This window comes from Mycobacterium bourgelatii (genome assembly GCF_010723575.1).
Classification (GTDB): Bacteria; Actinomycetota; Actinomycetes; order Mycobacteriales; family Mycobacteriaceae; genus Mycobacterium; species Mycobacterium bourgelatii.
In genome coordinates, this window is the sequence record NZ_BLKZ01000001.1 from 5,639,831 (window position 1) to 5,660,161 (window position 20,331).

A 20,331-nucleotide genomic window follows, 5' to 3' on the forward strand; every position below is an offset into this window, starting at 1 on the left:
GACTTTGACTTGAGAACTTCCAATACCGCGGACAACGGGGCAGCATTTCCAACGCTTCTGACAGCGGAACAGGTGGCTGACCTGTTCGGCGTGTCCGCCGCGACCGTGAGCCGATGGGGCGCATTGCGCGATCAGGGAGTAGAAGTGGGGCCACCCTGCTACCCGCTGTCCGACCGTGTAAGACGTTGGGATGCAGCGGAAGTCCGCGCGTGGCTCAGCCAGGTGCGTCGCTGAATGGCCGGCTCGGTACCGCGCGGCATCCGAAAGCGGATCAATTCAGCGGGCCAGGCACGCTATCAAGTGCGCTACTTGGTGCGCGATCCAGACTCTCCGTCGGGATGGGTTGAAACGTCATCGACGTTCGCCACCATGCGGGAAGCGCGGGCCTTCAAAGCCGAGCGCGACGGCGAGGCGGCGATTGGCGCCAGACGCTTCGACCCAAGGCTCGGCCGCGCAAGCCTTTCCGCCATCTGGAAGCAATTCACCGCATCGAAACGCCCGGCCGTATCACCCAAGACTTGGAGCGGCTACACCCAACACTGGGAACTCCGCATCGGTCCGCGCTTCGGCCATGTCCCGGTCGACGAGATCACCCGCGAGGACGTCCAGCAGTTCATCGGTAGCCTCTCGGTCGGGCCGTGGGCCAAAGTCGCCACGCTGCGCCTCCTGCGGTCAATTCTCGACATGGCTCGCGAAGACGGCCGAATTCACACCAACCCGGCCCAGGGAGTGTCTTCCGGGCGGATGCCGGTGCGAGAACGTCACCGCTATCTCACGGCCGGCGAAGTCATCGCCCTGGCAGCGGCATGCGGCGACCAGGGCGACATCGTCACGATCTTGGCCTTCACCGGACTTCGCTGGTCCGAACTGGTCGGCCTCCGCGTCGGCGACATCAACCTCGAGACGGGTCGGCTTGAAGTTCGCCAGGCCGCACCGGAAGTAGAAGGCCGAATAATTGTCGGACCGCCAAAGACACGCGCTGCGGTTCGAACCGTCCCACTCCCCCAGGTCGTCATCGACGCCCTCAAGCCACGAATTGCCGGCCGCGGGCCCCGGGAACAAGCGATTACCTCACCCAACGGCGGCTACCTCAGATCCAACAACTGGCGCAGACACACCCACTGGAACGAAGCCCTCAACAAAACCGAACTAGCGCCCCTGACGATTCACGACCTACGCCACACCTACGCCAGCCTGGCCCGGGCATCAGGCGCCGATCTTCGCTACGTACAGAAAACGATGGGGCATTCGACACCGACCGTCACCGCGAATATCTACAGCGACCTCTACTCAGACGAACTCGATCACGTAGCCGCGAATCTCGACCGGCTCTGCAGCACCGTCGCCAACCAGGTGAACGGACAGGAACCGGACAAGACAATCAATCCAAAGAGTGCTGTCACCGCATACAAGCAGGTCAGAGATGGTGGCCAGGGGCGGGATCGAACCGCCGACCTTCCGCTTTTCAGGCGGACGCTCATACCGACTGAGCTACCTGGCCGGAAGGCAGCGTGTGCCTCGCCGTGTTGGCGACCCTGACGGGACTTGAACCCGCGACCTCCGCCGTGACAGGGCGGCGCGCTAACCAACTGCGCCACAGGGCCTTGCTTGTGTACTGCTCCGTTGCCTCACGTGCAGGGTACCCCCTACGGGATTCGAACCCGCGCTACCGCCTTGAAAGGGCGGCGTCCTAGGCCGCTAGACGAAGGGGGCCAGAACCGAATCTCTCCGGGGTACTCGCAACGTGTGCACCGTTGGGAGCCAAGTCAGCTTAGGGCACCGTGGCCCTAATCCTCAAACGAGCACCAACTTCCTACACAGTATCCTGAGTCTCCGCGCCCCTATAGCTCAGTTGGTAGAGCTACGGACTTTTAATCCGCAGGTCGTAGGTTCGAGTCCTACTGGGGGCACTGTTCCGGCTGGTATGACGTCTCCCTTTGCGACCCTTTGCGACCCTTTTGCGACCCTTATGCGCCCCCTTGCGATCCCGTGGGCGACCCCTTTGCGACCGCCCTGTGACGCCCCTGTGACCCCCCTGTGGCCCCTCTCCGGTCCGGCCCACCAACCGCGCAACACCCCTGATTGGGGCCCAGAAGCGTACCTGTCTGTGAAGAGGCAACGGATTCCGCCGTATGCCGTATGGAGCGCCCAAGCCGTTGGTTATGCTCGCGGGCATGCTTCCGGAGATAAATCAAAATGGGGTCCAACCCAACGCACCCGTCGCTCTGGTGACCATGGAGATTCGTCACCCGGCTACCGATTCACTCACGGAGTCGGCGAGCCGGGAGATCAAGCATCTCCTCATCAACGACTTACCCATCGAACGGCAGGCGCAGGACGTCAGCTGGGGAATGACCGCCCCCGGCGCTCCCCCGCAGCCAGTTGCGGACCGTTTCGTGCGTTACGGCAACCGCGACAACACCGTGGCGGCGTCTCTGAAGAACCAGGCGGTCGTCGTCGAGACCAGCGCATACACCAGCTTCGAGGCCTTCACCGACATCGTGTTGCGGGTCATCGACGCCCGGGCGCAGGTGTCCTCGATCGTCGGGGTCGAGCGCATCGGTCTGCGCTACGTCCTGGAGATCCGGGTCCCGGCCGGCGTCGACGGACGGATCGACTGGAGCAACTGGATCGACGAGCAGCTGCTGGGGCCGCAGCGCATCACCCCTGGCGGCCTGTTCCTCACCGAATGGCAGGGCGCCGCGGTGTACCGCGAGCCGCAACCGGGCAAGTCGCTGATCGTGCGGTATGGGCCGGGTGTCGGCCAGGCACTGGACGCGAACTACCACCTGCGCCGCGTGACGCCGCCGCAGACCGGACCGTTCTTCCTGATGGACATCGACAGCTTCTGGACTCCGCCGACCGGCTCGATTCCCGAATACAACCGGGATGCGCTCGTGTCGACGTTCCAAGACCTGTACGGACCGGCTCGCGTCGTGTTCCAGGACTTGATCACCGGCCGCCTGAAGGACGAGCTGCTCAAGCAGTCGTGAGCAGCTAAGGTCAGCCCTTCAGCACAGCGCTGGTGTACGTCACATCGGCAAACGCTGCCGCAAGCTCGTCGTCGGGGTACACGAAGCCGTTGGCTTCGTGCAGTTCGGCGACGGTGTGCGACGACGTCTCCCAATTCGCGCGCGCCAGGTAGTCGAGGATGTGACTGCGTTCGCCGTGGTAGACGAGTTCGTTGAAGTCGACCTCGAACCCGAGCTCGCGCATCCGGTCATGGTGTGAGCGCCAGCGCTCGTCGGCGAAAATTCTGGTGTCGGGGACAAACTCGAAGGCCAGCCGACTGCCGGGGGCGCTCAGCGCGGTGATGTTGTCGAACAGCGCGTCCTGGGCGTCGTCGGGCAGGTAGACGAGCAGCCCCTCGGCGCTCCACGCCGAGGGCCGCTGCGTGTCGAAGCCGGCCTCTTTCAGCGCCGTGGCCCAGTCGTCGCGCAAGTCGATAGCGACCGTGCGGCGCTCGGCCGTGGGCTCCGCGCCGAGGTCGCTCAGCGTCAGGGTCTTGAACTCGATCACCTCGGGCATGTCGACCTCGTAGACGACGGTGCCCACGGGCCACGGCAGCCGGTATGCCCGCGCGTCGAGACCCGACGCCAGAATGACCGCTTGACGGATGCCGCCGCGCGTTGCGTCGATGAAGAACTGGTCGTAGAACCGCGTGCGGCAGGCCATCCCCTTGGCCATCCGCTCCGGATCGAATTCAGAGTCCTCATCGACCGGAATCTGCCCGTTGACCAGGCGGACATAGACGTCCAGTCCCACCGCGCGCACCAGTGGCGCAGCATATGGGTCGTCGATGTACGCGTACTCCGGGTCAGCTGCCAGCGCGCGCTGCGCGGCGACCATGGTCGCCGTCGCGCCGACACTCGTCGCAAGATCCCAGCGGTCACTCTCGGTCCGTGCCATACCGCTCCTCTTCCCCGATCAAAAAATATAGCTTGTCTAGTTATTATCACAGGCCGTCGCGATGAGCAGTGCTGCGCCAGCAACTGTGACCGACTCCCGGGACGCGAACGCCGAAAGCCGGGCTACTCGCCGCCACTGACAGCACCATCGGTGTTGCGCTATTATCTGCGTATGCATGCAGATAATAGACCTCTGCAGCTGCCCGATGATCAGGTTGCCCTCGTCGTCGAAGTCTTCCGAATGCTTGCGGACGCCACCCGTGTGCAGGTGCTGTGGTCCTTGGCCGATCACGAGATGTCGGTCAACGAGCTCGCCGAGCATGTGGGAAAGCCTGCCCCCTCCGTCTCTCAACACCTCGCGAAGCTGCGGATGGCGCGCCTGGTGCGCACCCGGAGGGAGGGCACGACCATCTACTACAGCCTGGAGAACGACCACGTGCGCCAGCTCGTCATCGACGCGGTTTTCAATGCCGAGCACGCCGGTCCGGGCATTCCCCGTCATCACCGCACCGATGACGGACTGCAGGCGGTAAAGCCAACCCAGCCAACCCATGCGGCGCCCAGTGTGAATTCTGCGACCCGACATACCGGAAAACCGTCGAGCAATTCACACTCGGCGCCATAACAGGAGGAAACACCATGTCAGAACACGGCCACGACGCTCCACACGAGCACGAACATTCGCATGGCGACGTAACCCACAGCCACGATCACGACACCCACGACCACGAGCACGTCAAGCACGAACACCCGCACTCACACGACGACGGCACCCAGCACACGCATGAGCACGTGCACCAGGCCGGCTTGGAAGCGGTGCACCACCACACCCACGCCTGACGGCGCGCCGAAGGGTCAGGCCACCGGGCAGTAGTGCTTGGGGTCGCCCCGGTTCTCCAGCGGTGGCAGATTGCGGGCCGGCGTCTGCGGCAGCGGCGCGTCGGCGGGAATGCGCCCACTCGCACGGTCCAGACCGGCCCGGGCCCGCGGATGCTTGCGGTACCGAGGTGGCACCAGGGAGAAGACCGCCCACACCAGATTCCCGAAGCGCCGGTGCAGCCATTCGTCGCGGCGACTCCAGGTGAAGCCCAGCCGTTCGCGCACTGCTGGGTGATAGAACCCGGTTGTCAACCAGACGAAGAACGGCCGGGACAGCTTGGTCAGGCCTCCCCACAGCCAATCCGGCAGCCACGGAGCGATCGGCAGCTTGTTATACAGCGCCAAGTCGAGCACCGCACGAGTCGCGTAGTTGTCTTCTAAGACGTTGCGGCACATGTGATCCCAGTACTCCTGGAACTCCTCCCAGGACTTCGGCACCGACCGCATGCTCATCCCGTACATCCGGTACCACTGGACGTGCTCGTCGAACAGCTGACGCTTCTCCGCCTCGGTCAGCCCACCGCCGAACCGTTCCGCCACCAGGATCGTGCCCATGAAGAACGTGCTGTGCGCCCAGTAGAAGACGTCGGGGTTCAGCGCGTGGTAGCGACGCCCCTGCTTGTCGACGCCCTTGATGTCGATGTGGTAGTCGCGCACCTCCGCACCCGTCTGCGGGGCGCGGTCGCCGTCAAACACGACCCCGCCGATCGGATAAAGCGAGCGCATCACCCGCGCCAGGGGCTCCTGGAAGAACGTCGAGTGATCCTCGACGGCCGCGCCCAACTGGGGGTGCATGTTCTGCATGGATCCAGCGAACGGCCCCTGCAGGATGCCGCGCCAGTCACCGAAGTATTTCCACGTCAGCGAATCCGGGCCGAGCGGCACCGGCGGCGCGTCATAACCCAGCGGCGAGGAGACGGGGCACCCCGCGGCGAGTTCATCGGGTGCGCCGCTAGTCACCGGGCACGATGCGGACGTATCTTGAGTCACTGTTGTTTCCTGGTGCTCGTCGTATGAGGTCGGGACAAAACGGACTACGCGCGTTGTCAGAATTATTTTAGGGAGTTACGTGCCGACCGGTCAACGAAGGGGGCGCTGGTCCGGCGTCCCCATCGAGAATCGCACCGCGGTGCGACGGGATGACCTGATCGCCGCGGGTGTGCAGCTGCTCGGCGGAGAAGGCGGACCGGCGCTGACCGTCCGCGCCGTCTGCCGGCACGCCAAACTCACCGAGCGGTACTTCTACGAATGCTTCGGCGACCGTGACGAGTTTGTTCGTGCGGTCTATGACGACGTGTGCGCGAAAGCGATGGCCACCTTGACGTCGGCCACCACCCCACGCGAGGCGGTCGAGCAGTTCGTGGCGTTGATGGTCGACGACCCGATCCGCGGGCGGGTGCTGTTGCTGGCGCCGGCGGTAGAACCCGTGCTGACCTTGTCGGGTGCGGAGTGGATGCCCAATTTCATAGACTTGTTGCAGCGCAAGCTGTCCCGGATCGCCGATCCCGTGCTGCAGAAGCTCGTTGCCACCAGCCTGATCGGCGCTCTGACCGGCCTGTTCACCGCTTACCTGAACGGTCAGCTAGGCGCTAGTCGTCAGCAGTTCATCGACTACTGCGTCGACATGCTGCTGAGTACGGCGGCCGCCTATGTGCCGCAACCCGCGGCCGATTGAGCAGGCTGGGCAGCGAGTCAAAAAGGTTAAAAATCCGCCTGAGCCGGGCATTCAAAACCGGCATTTAACCGGCGGAATACGTCGCCGGACTGTGACCTGACTCGCCGGGATCAAACTTGATGCTACTGACAGACACAGATATATTGACTGCAACCACTAGACACAGATAACTGGAGGGGCCATGTCGGCCGAGATGACCAACCTGCAGCTCCTGCAAGAACTGGAACCAGTCGTAGAGAAGTGCGTGAACCGTCACGAGAGCATGCACAAGAACTGGAATCCGCACGACTACATCCCGTGGTCGGACGGCAAGAACTTCTATGCACTCGGCGGGCAGGATTGGGAGCCCGGGCAGTCCCAGCTGTCCGACGTCGCCCAGGTGGCGATGGTGCAGAACCTGATGACCGAAGACAATCTGCCGTCGTACCACCGCGAGATCAAGATGAACTTCGGTCTGGACGGCCCGTGGGGTTACTGGGTCAATCGGTGGACCGCCGAGGAGAACCGGCACGGAATCGCGCTACGCGACTACCTGGTGGTGACCCGCGCTGTCGACCCGTACGAGCTGGAGAAGCTGCGCATCGAGGTCGTCAACCGAGGCTTCAGCCCGGGCCAGAACCACCAGGTCCGCGACGATCTGTTCGCCGAGAGCCTGTTCGACTCCGTCATCTACGTGACTTTCCAGGAGCTGGCGACGCGGATTTCGCACCGCAACACCGGTAAGGCCTGCGCCGAGCCGATCGCCGACCAGTTGCTGGCCAAGATCTCGGCCGACGAGAACCTGCACATGATCTTCTACCGCGACGTCAGCGGAGCGGGCTTGGACATCGCCCCCAACCAGGCGATGAGGTCGCTGCACAAGGTGCTGCGCAACTTCCAGATGCCCGGCTTCCAGGTGCCCGAGTTCCGCCGCAAGGCCGTGATGATCGCTGTCGGCGGCGTCTACGACCCGCGCATCCACCTCGACGATGTGGTCATGCCGGTGTTGAAGAAGTGGCGCATCTTCGAGCGCGACGACTTCACCGGTGAAGCCGCCAAGCTTCGCGACGACCTGGCTCTGCTGATCGAGGAGCTCGAACTCGCCTGCGAGAAGTTCGAGATCTCCAAGCAGCGTCAACTCGAACGCGAGGAGCGCACCGGTAAGCGGATCACTGCAGCCGAGCTCCACAAGACGGCCGGCAAGCTGGTGATGAGCGGGCGGTAGTCCCGCGGTGCAGATCGGCTCTATCACCCTGGCCAGCCCGGTGGTGCTGGCCCCGATGGCCGGGGTGACGAACGTCGCGTTCCGGACGCTGTGCCGGGAGTTGGAAGTATCGAAGGTCGGCACCGTCAGCGGCCTGTACGTCTGTGAGATGGTGACCGCGCGTGCGCTCGTCGAGCGTCATCCGGTCACCATGCACATGACGACGTTCGCTCCGGACGAGTCGCCTCGCTCGCTGCAGCTCTACACCGTCGACCCCGACACCACGTACGCGGCGGCCCGGATGATCGCCGACGAGAACCTGGCCGATCACATCGACATGAATTTCGGCTGCCCGGTGCCCAAGGTGACCAAGCGCGGCGGTGGGGCGGCCCTACCGTTCAAGCGGCGGCTGTTCGGACAGATCGTCGCCGCCGCGGTACGCGCCACCGAAGGCACTGACATCCCGGTGACGGTGAAGTTCCGCATCGGCATCGACGACGAACACCACACTCACCTGGATGCCGGCCGCATCGCCGAAGCCGAAGGTGCCGCCGCGGTGGCGCTGCATGCTCGCACGGCGGCCCAGCGCTATTCGGGAACCGCCGACTGGGATCAGATCGCCCAACTCAAGCAGGCGGTGCGGACCATCCCGGTGCTGGGCAACGGGGACATCTACGACGCCAGCGATGCGTTGGCCATGATGGCGAGCACGGGGTGCGACGGTGTCGTGATCGGCCGCGGGTGTCTGGGGCGGCCATGGCTCTTCGCCGAGTTGTCCGCCGCCTTCACCAACCGCCCGGCGCCAACACCACCGAACCTCGGCGAGGTTGCCGACATCATCCGTCGCCACGGCGCCCTGCTGGCCGCGCACTTCGGCGAAGACAAGGGCATGCGCGACATCCGCAAACACGTCGCCTGGTATCTGCACGGTTTCCCCGCCGGGTCGGACCTGCGCCGGGAATTGGCGCTGGTCAAGACCCTCGAACAGCTTCATGAGCTGCTGAGCCGACTGGACGGCAGTGTCCCCTTCCCCGAGGCCGGCAACGGCCCACGGGGACGTCAGGGTTCCCCCGCGCGAGTGTCACTTCCGCAGGGCTGGCTGGACGATCCGGACGATTGCCGGGTGCCCGAAGGCGCCGACGTGATGCACTCAGGCGGCTGAAGCCACCGAGTGGTGGTCGAACCGAGACGCAGCTGAAATCGCGTCGTCGCCGATTAGTAAGTACGATGTGAACCTTGCTGCATCTGCGCGGCGCTGATCGAGGAGCGCTGCGCTGACGCGTGCGCAGGACATTCCTGACGTCCGCTCGACATGCTTGCACTTTTGGAGGCCGGTAGGACATGAGTGACGGCGACAGCGGCGCCACTCGTCAGCCTCGGCACGCATCGGATACCAGCGGTGCTGTTGAACGGCTTACTCCTGTTCAGCACGGAATGCCAGGCGCCGCGCCGTGGGAGCGGTTCACGATGCCGCCCGATGATGACGAGTTGACCCGGTGGGGAGCTGGAGGCCCCGAGAAACTCGAGGACGACGAGAAGCCCGAGCAAGAGAAGAAGGGCGGCTCTCATCTCAACGGTGGCGTCAGCGTCGCCGAATTGATGGCCAAACTCGGCGCCCCCGCCGACCGTCCCCGCCGCCGTCGCCGCCACGCCCCCGACCCCGACCCCGAACCGCAGGCCGAGAGCGAGCCGGCGCCCGCCGAACCGGCGCCGGTGCCCGTCGAGTCGGTGCCGGAGCACGCCGCGGAGGCAGACGAATACGACGATTCGGTGGACACCCAGGTCATCCCGACGCCGGCCTACGCCCTGCAACTCCTCGAAGAACTTCCCGACCTGGGGTCGGCCCACGCCCCGTCCGACACCGCGGAGTCGGAACCGTCCAGCCCGACCCAGAAGAAGCCGAAGAAGCAGAAGGCCCAGAAAAAGAAAGCCCGCGCACCCAAGACTCGCGAGCCGAAAAGGAAGTCCCGGCGGCGGATCTTGGTCGCCGGGCGTGCGCTGGCCGCGTTGTTCGCGGTGCTGGCCCTGGTGCTGACCGGCGGGGCTTGGCAGTGGAGCGCGTCCAAGAACAACCGGCTGAACACCGTCAGCGCGCTGGACCCGCAATCAAACGACATCGTTGATCCCGTCGGACAGTACGGCGACGAGAACTTTTTGATCGTCGGAATGGACTCCCGGTTGGGAGCCAACGCCACCATCGGCGCCGGAGACACCGAGGACGCCGGGGGCGCCAGGTCGGACACCGTGATGCTGGTCAACATCCCAGCCAACCGGCAGCGCGTGGTCGCCGTGTCATTCCCGCGCGACCTGGCCATCAACCCGATTCAGTGCGAGGCCTGGAACCCGGAGACCGGCAAGTACGGCCCCATCTATGACGAGAAGACGGGCACGATGGGCCCGAAGATGGTCTACACCGAGACCAAACTGAACTCGGCGTTTTCATTCGGCGGGCCGAAGTGTCTGGTGAAGGTGATCCAGAAGCTGTCGGGATTGGCCATCAACCGGTTCATCGCGGTCGACTTCGTCGGTTTCGCGCGGATGGTCGAGGCGATCGGCGGCGTCGAGGTGTGCACCACCACGCCGTTGCGTGACTACGAACTGGGTACCGTGCTCGAGCGCGCCGGGCGCCAGAAGATCGACGGCCAGACCGCGCTGAACTATGTGCGAGCCCGTCAGGTGACCACCGAGAGCAACGGCGACTACGGGCGGATCAAGCGCCAGCAGCGGTTCTTGTCGTCGCTGCTGCGTTCGATGATCTCCGAAGACACCTTGTTGAACCTCAACAAGCTCAACAACGCCGTCAACATTTTCATCGGCAACAGCTACGTCGACAACGTCAAGACCAGGGACCTGGTCGAGCTGGGTAGATCGCTGCAACACATGGCGGCGGGGCACGTCACGTTCGTCACCGTGCCCACCGGCATCACAGACCAGGACGGAAATGAACCGCCGCGCACCGCGGACATGAAGGCGCTGTTCACCGCGATCATCAACGACGAGCCGCTCCCCAAGGAAAACGACCACAACGCGCAGACCTTGGGGTCCACCCCCACGACCTCGCCAAGCACCACCAAGAAGGTGCCCCCGGCGAATCCCGCCAACGAGCCCCAGCGCGAACAGCTGACCACAACGTCGCCCAGCGAGGTCACGGTGCAGGTCTCCAACGGGACCAGCACCCAAGGTCTGGCCGCCACGGCCGCCAACCAGCTCAAGAAAAACGGCTTCAACGTGATGACGCCGGACGACTATCCGAGCCAGCTGAAGGCCACCACGGTGTTCTTCTCACCCGGCAACGAGCAGGCCGCAGCCACCGTCGCCGCCGCTTTCGGCAACTCGAAAATCGAGCGGGTGACCGGGATCGGCCAAGTGGTGCAAGTGGTCCTGGGCCCGGATTTCAGTTCGGTCGTCTCTCCCCCGCCCACCGGGTCGTCAGTGAGCATCCAAGTGACTCGCGGCTCCGCCACGACGCCGACCAAGCTGCCCGAAGATCTGACCGTCACGAACGCCGCCGACACCACCTGCGAATAGCGCGAGTGTCCCTTGGCGACGTTTCTCACATGGAGAACGTAGGCTTTACATATGCGGACCGCTTACCATGAGCAACTCTCGGAACTGTCGGAGCGGCTCGGTGAGATGTGTGGCCTGGCCGGGCAGGCCATGGAGCGGGCCACTCAAGCCTTGTTGCAGGCCGACCTGGTGCTCGCCGAACAGGTGATCTCCGACCACGAGAAAATTGCGTCGATGAGCGCGCGCGCCGAGGAGAGCGCGTTCGTGCTGCTCGCCTTGCAGGCACCGGTTGCCGGCGACCTGAGGTCGATCGTGAGCGCGATCCAGATGGTGGCCGACATCGACCGGATGGGCGCGTTGGCGCTGCACGTTGCCAAGATCGCCCGGCGCCGCCACCCCCAGCATGCGCTGCCCGAAGAGGTGAACGGTTACTTCGCCGAAATGGGCCGAGTCGCTGTCGAATTGGGCAATAGCGCGCAAGAAGTGGTGTTGTCCCGCGACCCCGAAAAGGCCGCGCGCATTCGCGCAGAAGACGACGCGATGGACGACCTGCATCGGCACCTGTTCAGCGTGTTGATGGACCGGGAGTGGAAGCACGGCGTGGCGGCCGCCGTCGACGTGACGCTGCTCGGCCGGTTCTACGAACGCTTCGCCGACCATGCCGTCGAGGTTGCACGGAGGGTCATCTTCCAGGCCACCGGAAAATTCCCCGAGGACGAGACCTCACCACCGCAGCACTAACCGAATCGACCCGAGATGTAGTCCTCGGTGGCTTTCTGGGTCGGGTTGGAGAAGATTTTCTCCGTGTCGTCGATCTCGATGAGGCGGCCGGGCCTACCGACGGATTCCAGGTTGAAGAACGCCGTCTGATCACTCACCCGCGCGGCCTGCTGCATGTTGTGGGTGACGATGACGATCGTGTAGTTCTGCTTCAGCTCGCTGATCAGATCTTCGATCGCCATCGTGGAAATGGGGTCGAGCGCCGAACACGGCTCATCCATCAACAACACGTCGGGTTGTACCGCGATGGCCCGCGCGATGCACAGCCGCTGCTGCTGCCCACCGGACAGCCCGCCGCCAGGCCGGTCGAGCCGGTCCTTGACCTCGTCCCACAGGTTGGCGCCGCGCAATGAAAGTTCGGCGGTCTCGTTGAGCACCTTGCGGTTGCGGATCCCTTGCAGCTTGAGGCCCGCCACCACGTTGTCGCGGATGGACATTGCGGGGAACGGGTTCGGCCGCTGGAAGACCATCCCGATCGCCCGACGCACGCCGACCGGGTCGATCTTTGGGCCATAAATGTTCTCGTCGTCGAGGAGCACGCTGCCTTCGACTCGCGCACCGGGAATCACCTCGTGCATCCGGTTCAGTGTGCGCAGCACGGTGGTCTTGCCGCAGCCGGACGGGCCGATGAATGCGGTCACACTGCGGGGGAGGACTGACAGGGTTACATCGGCGACCGCATGAAACGACCCGTAATAGATGTTGACCTCTTTGAGGTCCAACCGTTTGGCCACTGCCAGCTCCTGCCTCGTTACTGCCTAAGACGTCTTCGGGGCCAAGACTCGCGCGATCACCCTGGCCCCGATATTCATGATCGCGATAACCACGATCAATGTCAGTGCTGCGCCCCACAGCCGGTCTGTGGGAACTGGGTGCGTCCCGGCGCCAATCAACGTCTGGTCGTACATCATGCCTGGCAGCGACCCCATGAATCCGCTCAACACGTCGAAGTTCATCTGCTGCGAATATCCGACCAGGACGAGTAGCGGGGCGGTTTCGCCCATCACCCTGGCGAGCGCCAGCATAATCCCGGTGATGATCCCCGACGAGCCGGTCGGAATCACGATCCTGACGATGGTCTTCCATTTCGGGGCGCCCAACGCGTAACTCGCCTCGCGCAGGTCCATGGGCACGATCCAGAGCATCTCCTCGGTCGCGCGCACGATCACCGGCACCATCAACAACACCAACGCCAGCGAGACAGCCAACTGCGACCGCGGAAATCCCAACACCGACACCCAGACGGCGTAAATGAATATCGTCGCGACGATCGAGGGCACCCCGGTCAAGATGTCCACCATGAATGTGACGGCCCTGGCCGGCAGGCTGTTGCCGCCGTACTCAACCAGGTAGATCGCCACCAGGATCCCGATAGGTATGGAGACCGCCGCGCTCAATGCCCCCTGCAGCAGGGTGCCGACGATCGCGTGGAAGGCACCCCCACCGGGATCGATCGCCGTCATGTTCGCCTGCGAATGCGTCCACCATGCGCTGGACGTGACCGCGTGGATCCCGCGGGCGACGACGGAGATGAGCACCAACACCAGGGGCGTCAGGGCGATCAGCGTGGCCAGGGTGACCAGCACGGTCGCGACATGGTTAATGATTCGACGACGCGGCTCGAGCCCGGAGAACGTTCGCGGCTTGAGAGGACGATCCAGGATGGAGGTCACGGGTTGGCTCTTTCGGCTCCCGCGACGGCCGTACGCGCCACGCCGTTGACCACCGAAGTGAGCAGGAACAGCGTCAGGCCCGCGGCAAGATAGGCGCCGGCACGGTACGGGTCGTCAAACTCCGGTGCGGCGCCGGCGATCTTGGTGGCGAAGGTGGAGCCACCGTCGAAGAGCGACCAGCCGAATGCCTCCTGGGTGCCGCGCAGGATGATCAGCAGTGCGACCGTCTCCCCCAGCGCGCGACCCAGACCCAAAATCACGCCACAGATGTATCCGGACCGCCCGAACGGCAGCACGGTGGTCCTGACCACCTCCCAACGGGTGGCGCCGAGCGCCAGCGCGGCCTCGATCTGGCCCTGCGGCGTCTGCGCAAACACCTCGCGCGTCACCGCCGTCATGATGGGCAGGATCATGATCGCCAAGACGATCCCGCCGGTGAAGATGGTGCTACCACTTTCGATCGAGCCGCTACCCCGCGCAAACAAGAAGCACCAATTCATATTGGTGTTGAGCCAGCTGGCGGCCGGGCGTAGCCAGGGCGCCAGCACATACAGGCCCCAGACGCCGTAGATGATCGAAGGCACCGCGGCGAGCAAGTCCACCATGTAGGCCAGCGGCCCGGCGAGCCGCCGCGGCGCGTACTGCGTCAAGAAGATCGCAACACCAAGCGCGACCGGCATCGCAAGGGCCAGTGCGAACAGCGAAACGCAAAGGGTGACCTGCAGCAGGTCCAGCACTCCGAAGTGCATCGCTGAGGTGTCCGTGGTGATCCACGTTCCGCCATAAGTCAGGAAGTTCTCTTTGTTGCGGTGCAATGCCGGCACCGCGCGCCAGAGCAGGAATGCGCCGATCGCCGCGACCAGGACCACGATCAACGTTCCCGATGCCCGCGACAGCCAGCCAAATATCCGATCGCCCGCTGAGGGCTTGGTTTGACCCCATGGACTCAGGGGCGTGACGCGCGGCCGCTTGAACGGCGCCGCGACGACCCCGCCCGCCCCGGCGTCGGCTGGGTTTGGTGTCGTCATGGGTTCCTGTTCTACTGCAGGGCGTTGATCGCGGTCACCAGCCGCTCCTTGACCTTATCCGGCAGTGGAACATAGCCGGCCGCAGAAAGCCCGGCCTGCCCGTCATTCACCGCTGTCGTGAGGAACGCCTTGACAGCGGCGGAGGTCTCCGGCTCATAGCCCTTCGAGCACACGATCTCGTAGGTAGCCAGCATCAACGGGTATGCGTTCGGCTTCTCGCCGCTATAGATCGAGTTCAGCTCGAGCACCAGATCGTTGCCGCTGGAGACGAAGGAAACCGAGGCGACGGCTTCCCGGGCGGTGCGGTCGGTGAGCGGCACCACGCCGGTGCCGGTGTTGATCTGCGCGACCGGCATTTGCGCGCGATCGGCGAAGACCTTCTCGACGTATCCGATCGACCCCGCGGTCGCCTGCACGGTTTTGATGACGCCGACCGACTTTTCCGCGCCTTCGCCGACGCCACCGTGAAACTCACTGCCCACGCCTCGCGCCCAGCTCTGCGGTGCGGCGGCGGTCAGATATTTCTGGAAGTTGTCGGTGGTTCCCGAAGAGTCCTTCCGGTACACCGGGGTGATCTCGGTGTCGGGCAGGAGCACCCCAGGATTGAGTGCGGCGAGGACTGGATCGTTCCACCTCCGGATGCCACCGCTGAAGATCTTGGCCAGTGAGTCGGGGTCCAAGGTCAGGGTTGGCACGCCGGTCAGGTTGAACGCCAATGCAATTGGCCCGAACACCAACGGCAGGTCCCAGGCCGGATTACCCTTACATCGTTGCGCGGCGGGCCCGATCTGTGCGGCGATCAGTGGCGAGTCCGATCCGGCGAAATCGGCACGGCCGGCGATGAAATTGTCGCGGCCGGCGGTCGATCCGATGGGGTTGTACGAGACGCTCTTACCCGGACACGCTTGCGCCCAGACCTGGGAGAACAACGCGATGGCATCCTGCTGCGCCGTGGAGCCTTCGCCTTTCAACTCATTTCTCCCGGCGCAGGACGCGTCGGCCGATGACGTACCGGAGATGGCGGACGACGACCCACCGTCTCGGTTGCCGTCACCGCCGCACGCGACCAGGCCCATACCGCACACGGTCGCCATGACGACCGCAACCGCCCGCGCCGGTGCCCTGCTTACGGTGTCGAGTCCCACCGATCCCGCTTCCCGAAACAGCTTTTCCACCCCTTTTCGGGGGTTTCCGACGCCTGTAGACAGGCCCCCTTCATCAAGATTGCCAAGTCGCGGCGAAAGTATGCCCGCGCGCGAGAACCCGCTGGTGGGCGACGACTAGGTGACAGACGCCGGCGCGTAGGCCGTGTCGACGCTGTACGTGGCGAAACCGAGACTTTGGTAGGTCCGCACCGCGGCGACGTTGTCCGACTCCACATACAGCAGCACGGTGGGTTCGACCGCTCCGGCGGGGTCAGCGAGTCGCTGCCCGAGCCAAGCCACGCCGACCTTCGTCAGCGTCTTACCCAGGCCTCGTCCCTGCGCGGCCGGATCGACACCGACGACGTAGACCTCGCCGAGGCCCGGTTGGTCGAGATGCACCTTGGTCCAGTGGAACCCCAGCAACGTGTCGGACTCGGCGTCGAAGGCCAGGAACAAGCCGTCCGGGTCGAACCAGGGTTCGTTGCGACGCTCGGCCAGGTCGGCTTCGGTCCACCCGCCCTGCTCGGGGTGATAAGAGAACGCGGCGTTGTTGACCCGCAACAGTTCCTTGTCGTCGGATTCACCCGCATAGGTTCGGATCCGCACCTCGCCCTCTTCAGCTGAAGCCAACTCACCGGCCAGCTCCGCGGCCGGGTCGGTGATATCGCGCAGCGACCGTCGCATTTGCAGCAGTTCGCGAACGGCCGTCAGCCCCACCGCAGCTGCCGTCGCGCGGGCGGCCTGCAGGGTGCCGTGCGCCCAGAAGTGGTTGCTCCCATTGGTTTTGGCTATGGTGGCGCGGATCAACGCGGCACCGATGCCGCGTCGCCGGGCCTGAGGGTGTACCACCAACTCCGCCATCGCGCCGTCCGCGCTGAGGTTGAGATAGCCCAAAAGAGCGTTCTCCGACGACGGGTCAGCGACCAGCAGATGCTGGGTGCGCTGCTGACCCAATTCCCGTAGCACCTGTTCCCCCACCGGCGCTACGCCGTCGAATTCTGTTGCCGCCGTGACGAGTTCGCGCACTGCCTGCTGCTGGACCGGGGTCAGGGTGGAGCGCCAGTCCGGATGCAGCTCCAGGGTCATGGGCTGGTGCGCAACGGGTCGACCAGCGGCTCTTGGGGTGCCGGTTGGTCGCTCTCGGAGTCGTCGTTGTGCTCCGCGACCGGCGTCCGGCCGCGGGCCGGGCGAACAGCCTTGTAGCCCACGTTGCGGACGGTGCCAATCAGCGCTTCGTGCTCGGGGCCGAGCTTGGCGCGTAGTCGTCGCACGTGCACATCGACCGTTCGAGTGCCGCCGAAGAAGTCATAACCCCACACCTCGTGCAGCAGTTGTGCGCGGGTGAAGACCCGACCGGCGTGCTGGGCCAGGTATTTGAGTAGCTCGAACTCTTTGTAGGTGAGGTCGAGCGGACGGCCGCGCAGCCGGGCGGTGTAGGTGCCTTCGTCGATCACCAACTCGCCCAGGCTGACCTTCCCGACGCTTTCCTGGTCGGCCAGACCCCCGCGGCGGCCCACCACCAAACGCAGTCTTGCGTCGACCTCGGCGGGACCGGTGGTCGGCAGCAGAATCTCGTCCAGCCCCCAGTCCGCGCTGACCGCGACCAGGCCACCTTCACTGACCACCGCCAAGACCGGGACCGACCGCCCGGCCGTGCTCAACAGGCGGCACAGCCCGCGCGCGGCCGAGAGATCGTTGCGCGCATCGACCAGCACGGCGTCTGCATTTCCCGCCTCGAGCAACGAGGACGCCTCCGCCGGAGCCGTTCGCACGGTGTGCGGAAGCAGCGTTAAGGACGGCAGCACGGGGTCGGGATACAGCTCCGAGGTCAGCAGTAGTAACTCCAACAAGCCCCTCCAGCGTCGTGGGAAAGGCATCTCCCAGCTTCGTGCGCAGCATGACGTTAATGGCCAGCTCACCTAACGATAACTTGCCACCTGGCGTTTGGCCTGATGGAAAAGTCCAAACGGGTCATGGATCACACGCCGTCACACCCTGCTCTCCCGCACCACGACAGTCACATGTGCCACTCTGGTGCCACTTGTGTACCTCCATTACCGGCCGTTTTGCCCCGGTTGCCCGTAGGGTCGCCGCGGCCGATGGGCCACAATATGCGGATGCGCAAGGTGCTGATCGCCGCGACGGCAGCGGGCATCGTCCTTGCCGTCATCGTCCTCGGGGCCGTCGGCATCGACTTCGGAGCCAGCATCTACGCCGAGTACCGGCTGTCGACCAGCGTGCGCAAGGCAGCAAATTTGGGCACGGACCCATTCATCGCCATTCTGGGTTTTCCGTTCATCCCCCAGGCGATGCGTGACCGCTACGACGAACTGGAAATCAAAGCCAACGCCGTCGAGCACCCGATGGTCGGCAAGGCCACGCTCGAGGCCACCATGCACACGATCGACCTGACCGAGTCATCCTGGCTGATCGGACCCGACGCGAAGCTGCCGGTAGACATGCTGGAGAGCCGGATCATCATCGACTCGGTGCACCTGGGCCGGTACCTGGGGATCATTGACCTGATGGTCGAGGTGCCACAACGCGAGAGCAACGACGCGACCGGCGGCACCACCGAATCCGGGATCTCCGACAGCCACGGACTGGTGTTCAGCGGCACACCCAAGTCGGCCCAGTTCGACCAACGGGTCAGCGTTTCGGTCGACCTGTCCATCGCCCCCGACGACCCGGCGACCTTGGTCATCACCCCCACCGGCGTACTGACCGGACCCAACACCGAAGACCAATCGGTTCCGGACGACAAGCTCGACGCCGTGCTGCGTGCCTTCAACGGCCGGCTGCCCAATCAGAAGCTGCCCTTCGGCGTGGCGCCCAACACCGTGGGAGCCCGCGGATCGGACGTCATCATCGAAGGCATCACCGAAAAGGTGACGGTTTCCCTCGACCAGTTCAGGCAATCCTGAGGCACGCCGAACGGGCCGGTCGGCGACCCTCCTACCACTTTGGATTGTTCACCACGTCATTGGGTAAGCTTGCCGACGTGTCAGCCCGCTTCGAGCCCCTGCTCATCATGAGTCGCGCAGGTGATCTGCGCCGTGACGCGGGCTGTTGTTGTTGCTGTAGCTGCTGAGTAGCCGCCGCCCAATCCCGCGCGATACTCGGAGCCACCCCGGACCTTCCGTGGCGTGCCCCCACCGTTTCGGTGCACAGACGCGCATCCAGGGCGAACCCCCCAAGACAAAATTTGGCCCCACTGCTGTTCATAAGAAGAAATCGAAAGGATCACCATGGCACGCTCCGACGTCCTGGTCTCTGCCGACTGGGCTGAGAGCAACCTTGACGCCGCCAACGTCGTCTTCGTCGAAGTGGACGAAGACGTCAGCGCATACGACGGCGGTCACATCCCCGGTGCCATCAAGCTGGACTGGCGTACCGACCTGCAAGACCCGATCAAGCGCGACTTCGTCGACGCCGAGCAGTTCTCCAAACTGCTGAGCGAGCGCGGTATCTCCAATGACGACACCGTGGTCCTCTACGGCGGCAACAACAACTGGTTCGCCGCGTACGCGTACTGGTACTTCAAGCTCTACGGGCACAAGGACGTCAAGCTGCTCGATGGCGGCCGCAAGAAGTGGGAGCTGGACGGACGCGTGCTGTCCAGCGACCCCGTGAGCAGGCCCGCAACCTCCTACACGGCGTCCCAGCCGGACAACACCATCCGGGCGTTCCGGGAAGAGGTCATTGCGGCGATCAACGTCAAGAATTTGGTCGACGTGCGCTCCCCCGACGAGTTCTCCGGCAAGATCCTGGCCCCCGCCCACTTGCCGCAGGAGCAAAGCCAGCGGCCCGGCCACATCCCGGGCGCCATCAACGTGCCGTGGAGCAAGGCCGCGAACGAGGACGGCACGTTCAAGTCCGACGAGGACCTGGCGAAGCTGTACGCCAACGCCGGGCTGGACGGCGAAAAGGAAACGATTGCTTACTGCCGGATCGGGGAGCGGTCATCGCACACCTGGTTTGTTCTGCGGGAACTGCTCGGGCACAAGAACGTCAAGAACTACGACGGCAGTTGGACGGAATACGGCTCCCTGGTGGGCGCCCCGATCGAGTTGGGAAGCTGAAATGTGCACTGCACCTAAGCAAGGACTGACATTGCCGGCCAGCGTTGACCTGGAAAAGGAAACTGTGATCACCGGTCGCGTCGTCGACCGCGACGGTCAAGCCGTGGGGGGCGCATTCGTGCGGTTGTTGGACTCGTCCGACGAGTTCACCGCAGAGGTCGTCGCGTCGGCCACCGGTGACTTCCGGTTCTTCGCCGCACCGGGATCGTGGACGCTGCGTGCGCTGTCGGCCGCCGGCAATGGCGACGCCGTGGTCAACCCGACGGGCGCGGGCATCCACGAGGTGGACGTCAAGATCGCCTGACAGGCCGCGCCAGGGCCGGATGTATCGCGAAGAGAGCCCGCGCGAATAGACTCGTCCGCGTGGTGTTGTTCTTCGAGATCATGCTGGTCCTGGCGACGGGGGTCATCTCCTGGTTCGCGCTGTACGCCCTGTATCGGCTGATCACCGACGAGTCGTGACCGCGGGCG

20 protein-coding genes, 4 tRNA genes and 1 pseudogene are annotated in these 20,331 nt (G+C 64.5%); 14 read left to right on the plus strand and 11 right to left on the minus strand.

The window, feature by feature from the left end; genetic code table 11:
• Positions 1–9: 9 nt before the first annotated feature.
• Positions 10–234 carry a helix-turn-helix transcriptional regulator gene (locus tag G6N68_RS31140; protein ID WP_163717692.1) on the plus strand — a complete coding sequence of 75 codons (225 nt, stop codon included), beginning with the start codon at positions 10–12 and terminating at the stop codon, positions 232–234.
• A pseudogene (locus tag G6N68_RS24180) lies at positions 235–1,389 on the plus strand (tyrosine-type recombinase/integrase); the annotation flags it as partial.
• Between the two features lie 35 nt (positions 1,390–1,424).
• On the opposite strand, the gene G6N68_RS24185 reads toward G6N68_RS24180, so the two are convergent.
• The 3 genes from G6N68_RS24185 to G6N68_RS24195 form a co-directional block, all read right to left on the minus strand.
• A tRNA-Phe gene (locus tag G6N68_RS24185) sits at positions 1,425–1,501 on the minus strand.
• 26 nt (positions 1,502–1,527) lie between these two features.
• Positions 1,528–1,604 (minus strand) — tRNA-Asp (locus G6N68_RS24190).
• Between the two features lie 36 nt (positions 1,605–1,640).
• Positions 1,641–1,713, minus strand: a tRNA-Glu gene (locus G6N68_RS24195).
• Positions 1,714–1,837: 124 nt separating this feature from the next.
• Between G6N68_RS24195 and G6N68_RS24200 the strand changes: the two genes are divergently transcribed.
• Both G6N68_RS24200 and G6N68_RS24205 read left to right on the plus strand, forming a co-directional pair.
• Positions 1,838–1,910, plus strand: a tRNA-Lys gene (locus G6N68_RS24200).
• Between the two features lie 264 nt (positions 1,911–2,174).
• Positions 2,175–2,993: a TIGR04255 family protein gene (locus G6N68_RS24205; protein WP_163717694.1), complete on the plus strand. Its 819-nt coding sequence runs from the start codon at positions 2,175–2,177 to the stop codon at positions 2,991–2,993.
• A gap of 10 nt (positions 2,994–3,003) precedes the next feature.
• On the opposite strand, the gene G6N68_RS24210 is transcribed toward G6N68_RS24205, so the two are convergent.
• Positions 3,004–3,909 carry an SAM-dependent methyltransferase gene (locus G6N68_RS24210; protein WP_163717697.1) on the minus strand — a complete coding sequence of 302 codons (906 nt, stop codon included), beginning with the start codon at positions 3,907–3,909 and terminating at the stop codon, positions 3,004–3,006.
• 171 nt (positions 3,910–4,080) lie between these two features.
• Here G6N68_RS24210 and G6N68_RS24215 point away from each other — a divergent pair, with 171 nt between their 5' ends.
• Both G6N68_RS24215 and G6N68_RS24220 read left to right on the plus strand, forming a co-directional pair.
• Positions 4,081–4,533 (plus strand): ArsR/SmtB family transcription factor, encoded by a 453-nt coding sequence (locus G6N68_RS24215; RefSeq protein WP_163717699.1) that lies wholly within the window; start codon positions 4,081–4,083, stop codon positions 4,531–4,533.
• Positions 4,534–4,547: 14 nt separating this feature from the next.
• Positions 4,548–4,748, plus strand: coding sequence for a zinc transporter Slc39a7 (locus tag G6N68_RS24220; protein ID WP_163717701.1), 201 nt, complete (start codon positions 4,548–4,550; stop codon positions 4,746–4,748).
• Positions 4,749–4,763: 15 nt separating this feature from the next.
• Here the strand turns inward: G6N68_RS24220 and G6N68_RS24225 are convergent, their stop codons facing one another.
• Positions 4,764–5,777, minus strand: a complete 1,014-nt coding sequence (locus G6N68_RS24225; RefSeq protein WP_163717703.1) for an oxygenase MpaB family protein — start codon at positions 5,775–5,777, stop codon at positions 4,764–4,766.
• 79 nt (positions 5,778–5,856) lie between these two features.
• On the opposite strand from G6N68_RS24225, the gene G6N68_RS24230 reads away from it, so the two are divergent.
• From G6N68_RS24230 to phoU, 5 genes are all read left to right on the plus strand, one after another.
• Positions 5,857–6,462 (plus strand): TetR/AcrR family transcriptional regulator, encoded by a 606-nt coding sequence (locus tag G6N68_RS24230; protein WP_163717705.1) that lies wholly within the window; start codon positions 5,857–5,859, stop codon positions 6,460–6,462.
• Between the two features lie 181 nt (positions 6,463–6,643).
• Positions 6,644–7,666 carry an acyl-ACP desaturase gene (locus G6N68_RS24235; RefSeq protein WP_163717707.1) on the plus strand — a complete coding sequence of 341 codons (1,023 nt, stop codon included), beginning with the start codon at positions 6,644–6,646 and terminating at the stop codon, positions 7,664–7,666.
• Between the two features lie 7 nt (positions 7,667–7,673).
• Complete coding sequence (dusB, locus tag G6N68_RS24240) at positions 7,674–8,807, plus strand: tRNA dihydrouridine synthase DusB (RefSeq protein ID WP_163717709.1); 1,134 nt, start codon at positions 7,674–7,676, stop codon at positions 8,805–8,807.
• A 272-nt stretch (positions 8,808–9,079) separates the two neighbouring features.
• A complete protein-coding gene (locus tag G6N68_RS24245; protein WP_443093988.1) occupies positions 9,080–11,173 on the plus strand; it encodes an LCP family protein in 2,094 nt (697 codons plus the stop codon).
• 51 nt (positions 11,174–11,224) lie between these two features.
• Positions 11,225–11,893 (plus strand): phosphate signaling complex protein PhoU, encoded by a 669-nt coding sequence (gene phoU, locus G6N68_RS24250; protein ID WP_163717715.1) that lies wholly within the window; start codon positions 11,225–11,227, stop codon positions 11,891–11,893.
• Here the strand turns inward: phoU and pstB are convergent.
• The 6 genes from pstB to G6N68_RS24280 all read right to left on the minus strand — a co-directional run bounded on the left by pstB (position 11,890) and on the right by G6N68_RS24280 (position 17,628).
• A complete protein-coding gene (gene pstB / locus G6N68_RS24255) occupies positions 11,890–12,666 on the minus strand; it encodes a phosphate ABC transporter ATP-binding protein PstB (protein ID WP_163717716.1) in 777 nt (258 codons plus the stop codon). The two genes, phoU and pstB, sit on opposite strands and share 4 nt — an antisense overlap.
• Before the next feature lie 24 nt (positions 12,667–12,690).
• Positions 12,691–13,605: a phosphate ABC transporter permease PstA gene (gene pstA, locus G6N68_RS24260; RefSeq protein WP_163717718.1), complete on the minus strand. Its 915-nt coding sequence runs from the start codon at positions 13,603–13,605 to the stop codon at positions 12,691–12,693.
• A complete protein-coding gene (pstC, locus tag G6N68_RS24265; RefSeq protein WP_163717720.1) occupies positions 13,602–14,633 on the minus strand; it encodes a phosphate ABC transporter permease subunit PstC in 1,032 nt (343 codons plus the stop codon). The genes pstA and pstC overlap by 4 nt, the downstream gene beginning before the upstream one ends.
• A gap of 11 nt (positions 14,634–14,644) precedes the next feature.
• Positions 14,645–15,727 carry a phosphate ABC transporter substrate-binding protein PstS gene (pstS, locus tag G6N68_RS24270; RefSeq protein WP_163718912.1) on the minus strand — a complete coding sequence of 361 codons (1,083 nt, stop codon included), beginning with the start codon at positions 15,725–15,727 and terminating at the stop codon, positions 14,645–14,647.
• Between the two features lie 186 nt (positions 15,728–15,913).
• Positions 15,914–16,864, minus strand: a complete 951-nt coding sequence (mshD, locus tag G6N68_RS24275; protein WP_163717722.1) for a mycothiol synthase — start codon at positions 16,862–16,864, stop codon at positions 15,914–15,916.
• Entirely contained in the window at positions 16,861–17,628 is a 768-nt protein-coding gene (locus G6N68_RS24280) for a winged helix-turn-helix transcriptional regulator (RefSeq protein WP_163718913.1), read from the minus strand. Before G6N68_RS24280 ends, mshD begins: the two co-directional genes overlap by 4 nt.
• A 261-nt stretch (positions 17,629–17,889) precedes the next feature.
• Here G6N68_RS24280 and lmeA point away from each other — a divergent pair, with 261 nt between their 5' ends.
• The 3 genes from lmeA (at position 17,890) to G6N68_RS24295 (ending at position 20,164) form a co-directional block, all read left to right on the plus strand.
• Complete coding sequence (gene lmeA, locus G6N68_RS24285) at positions 17,890–18,702, plus strand: mannan chain length control protein LmeA (RefSeq protein WP_163718914.1); 813 nt, start codon at positions 17,890–17,892, stop codon at positions 18,700–18,702.
• Between the two features lie 324 nt (positions 18,703–19,026).
• A complete protein-coding gene (locus G6N68_RS24290; RefSeq protein ID WP_163717724.1) occupies positions 19,027–19,860 on the plus strand; it encodes a sulfurtransferase in 834 nt (277 codons plus the stop codon).
• A gap of 1 nt (position 19,861) precedes the next feature.
• Positions 19,862–20,164 carry a DUF1416 domain-containing protein gene (locus G6N68_RS24295; RefSeq protein WP_163717726.1) on the plus strand — a complete coding sequence of 101 codons (303 nt, stop codon included), beginning with the start codon at positions 19,862–19,864 and terminating at the stop codon, positions 20,162–20,164.
• Positions 20,165–20,331 lie beyond the last annotated feature (167 nt).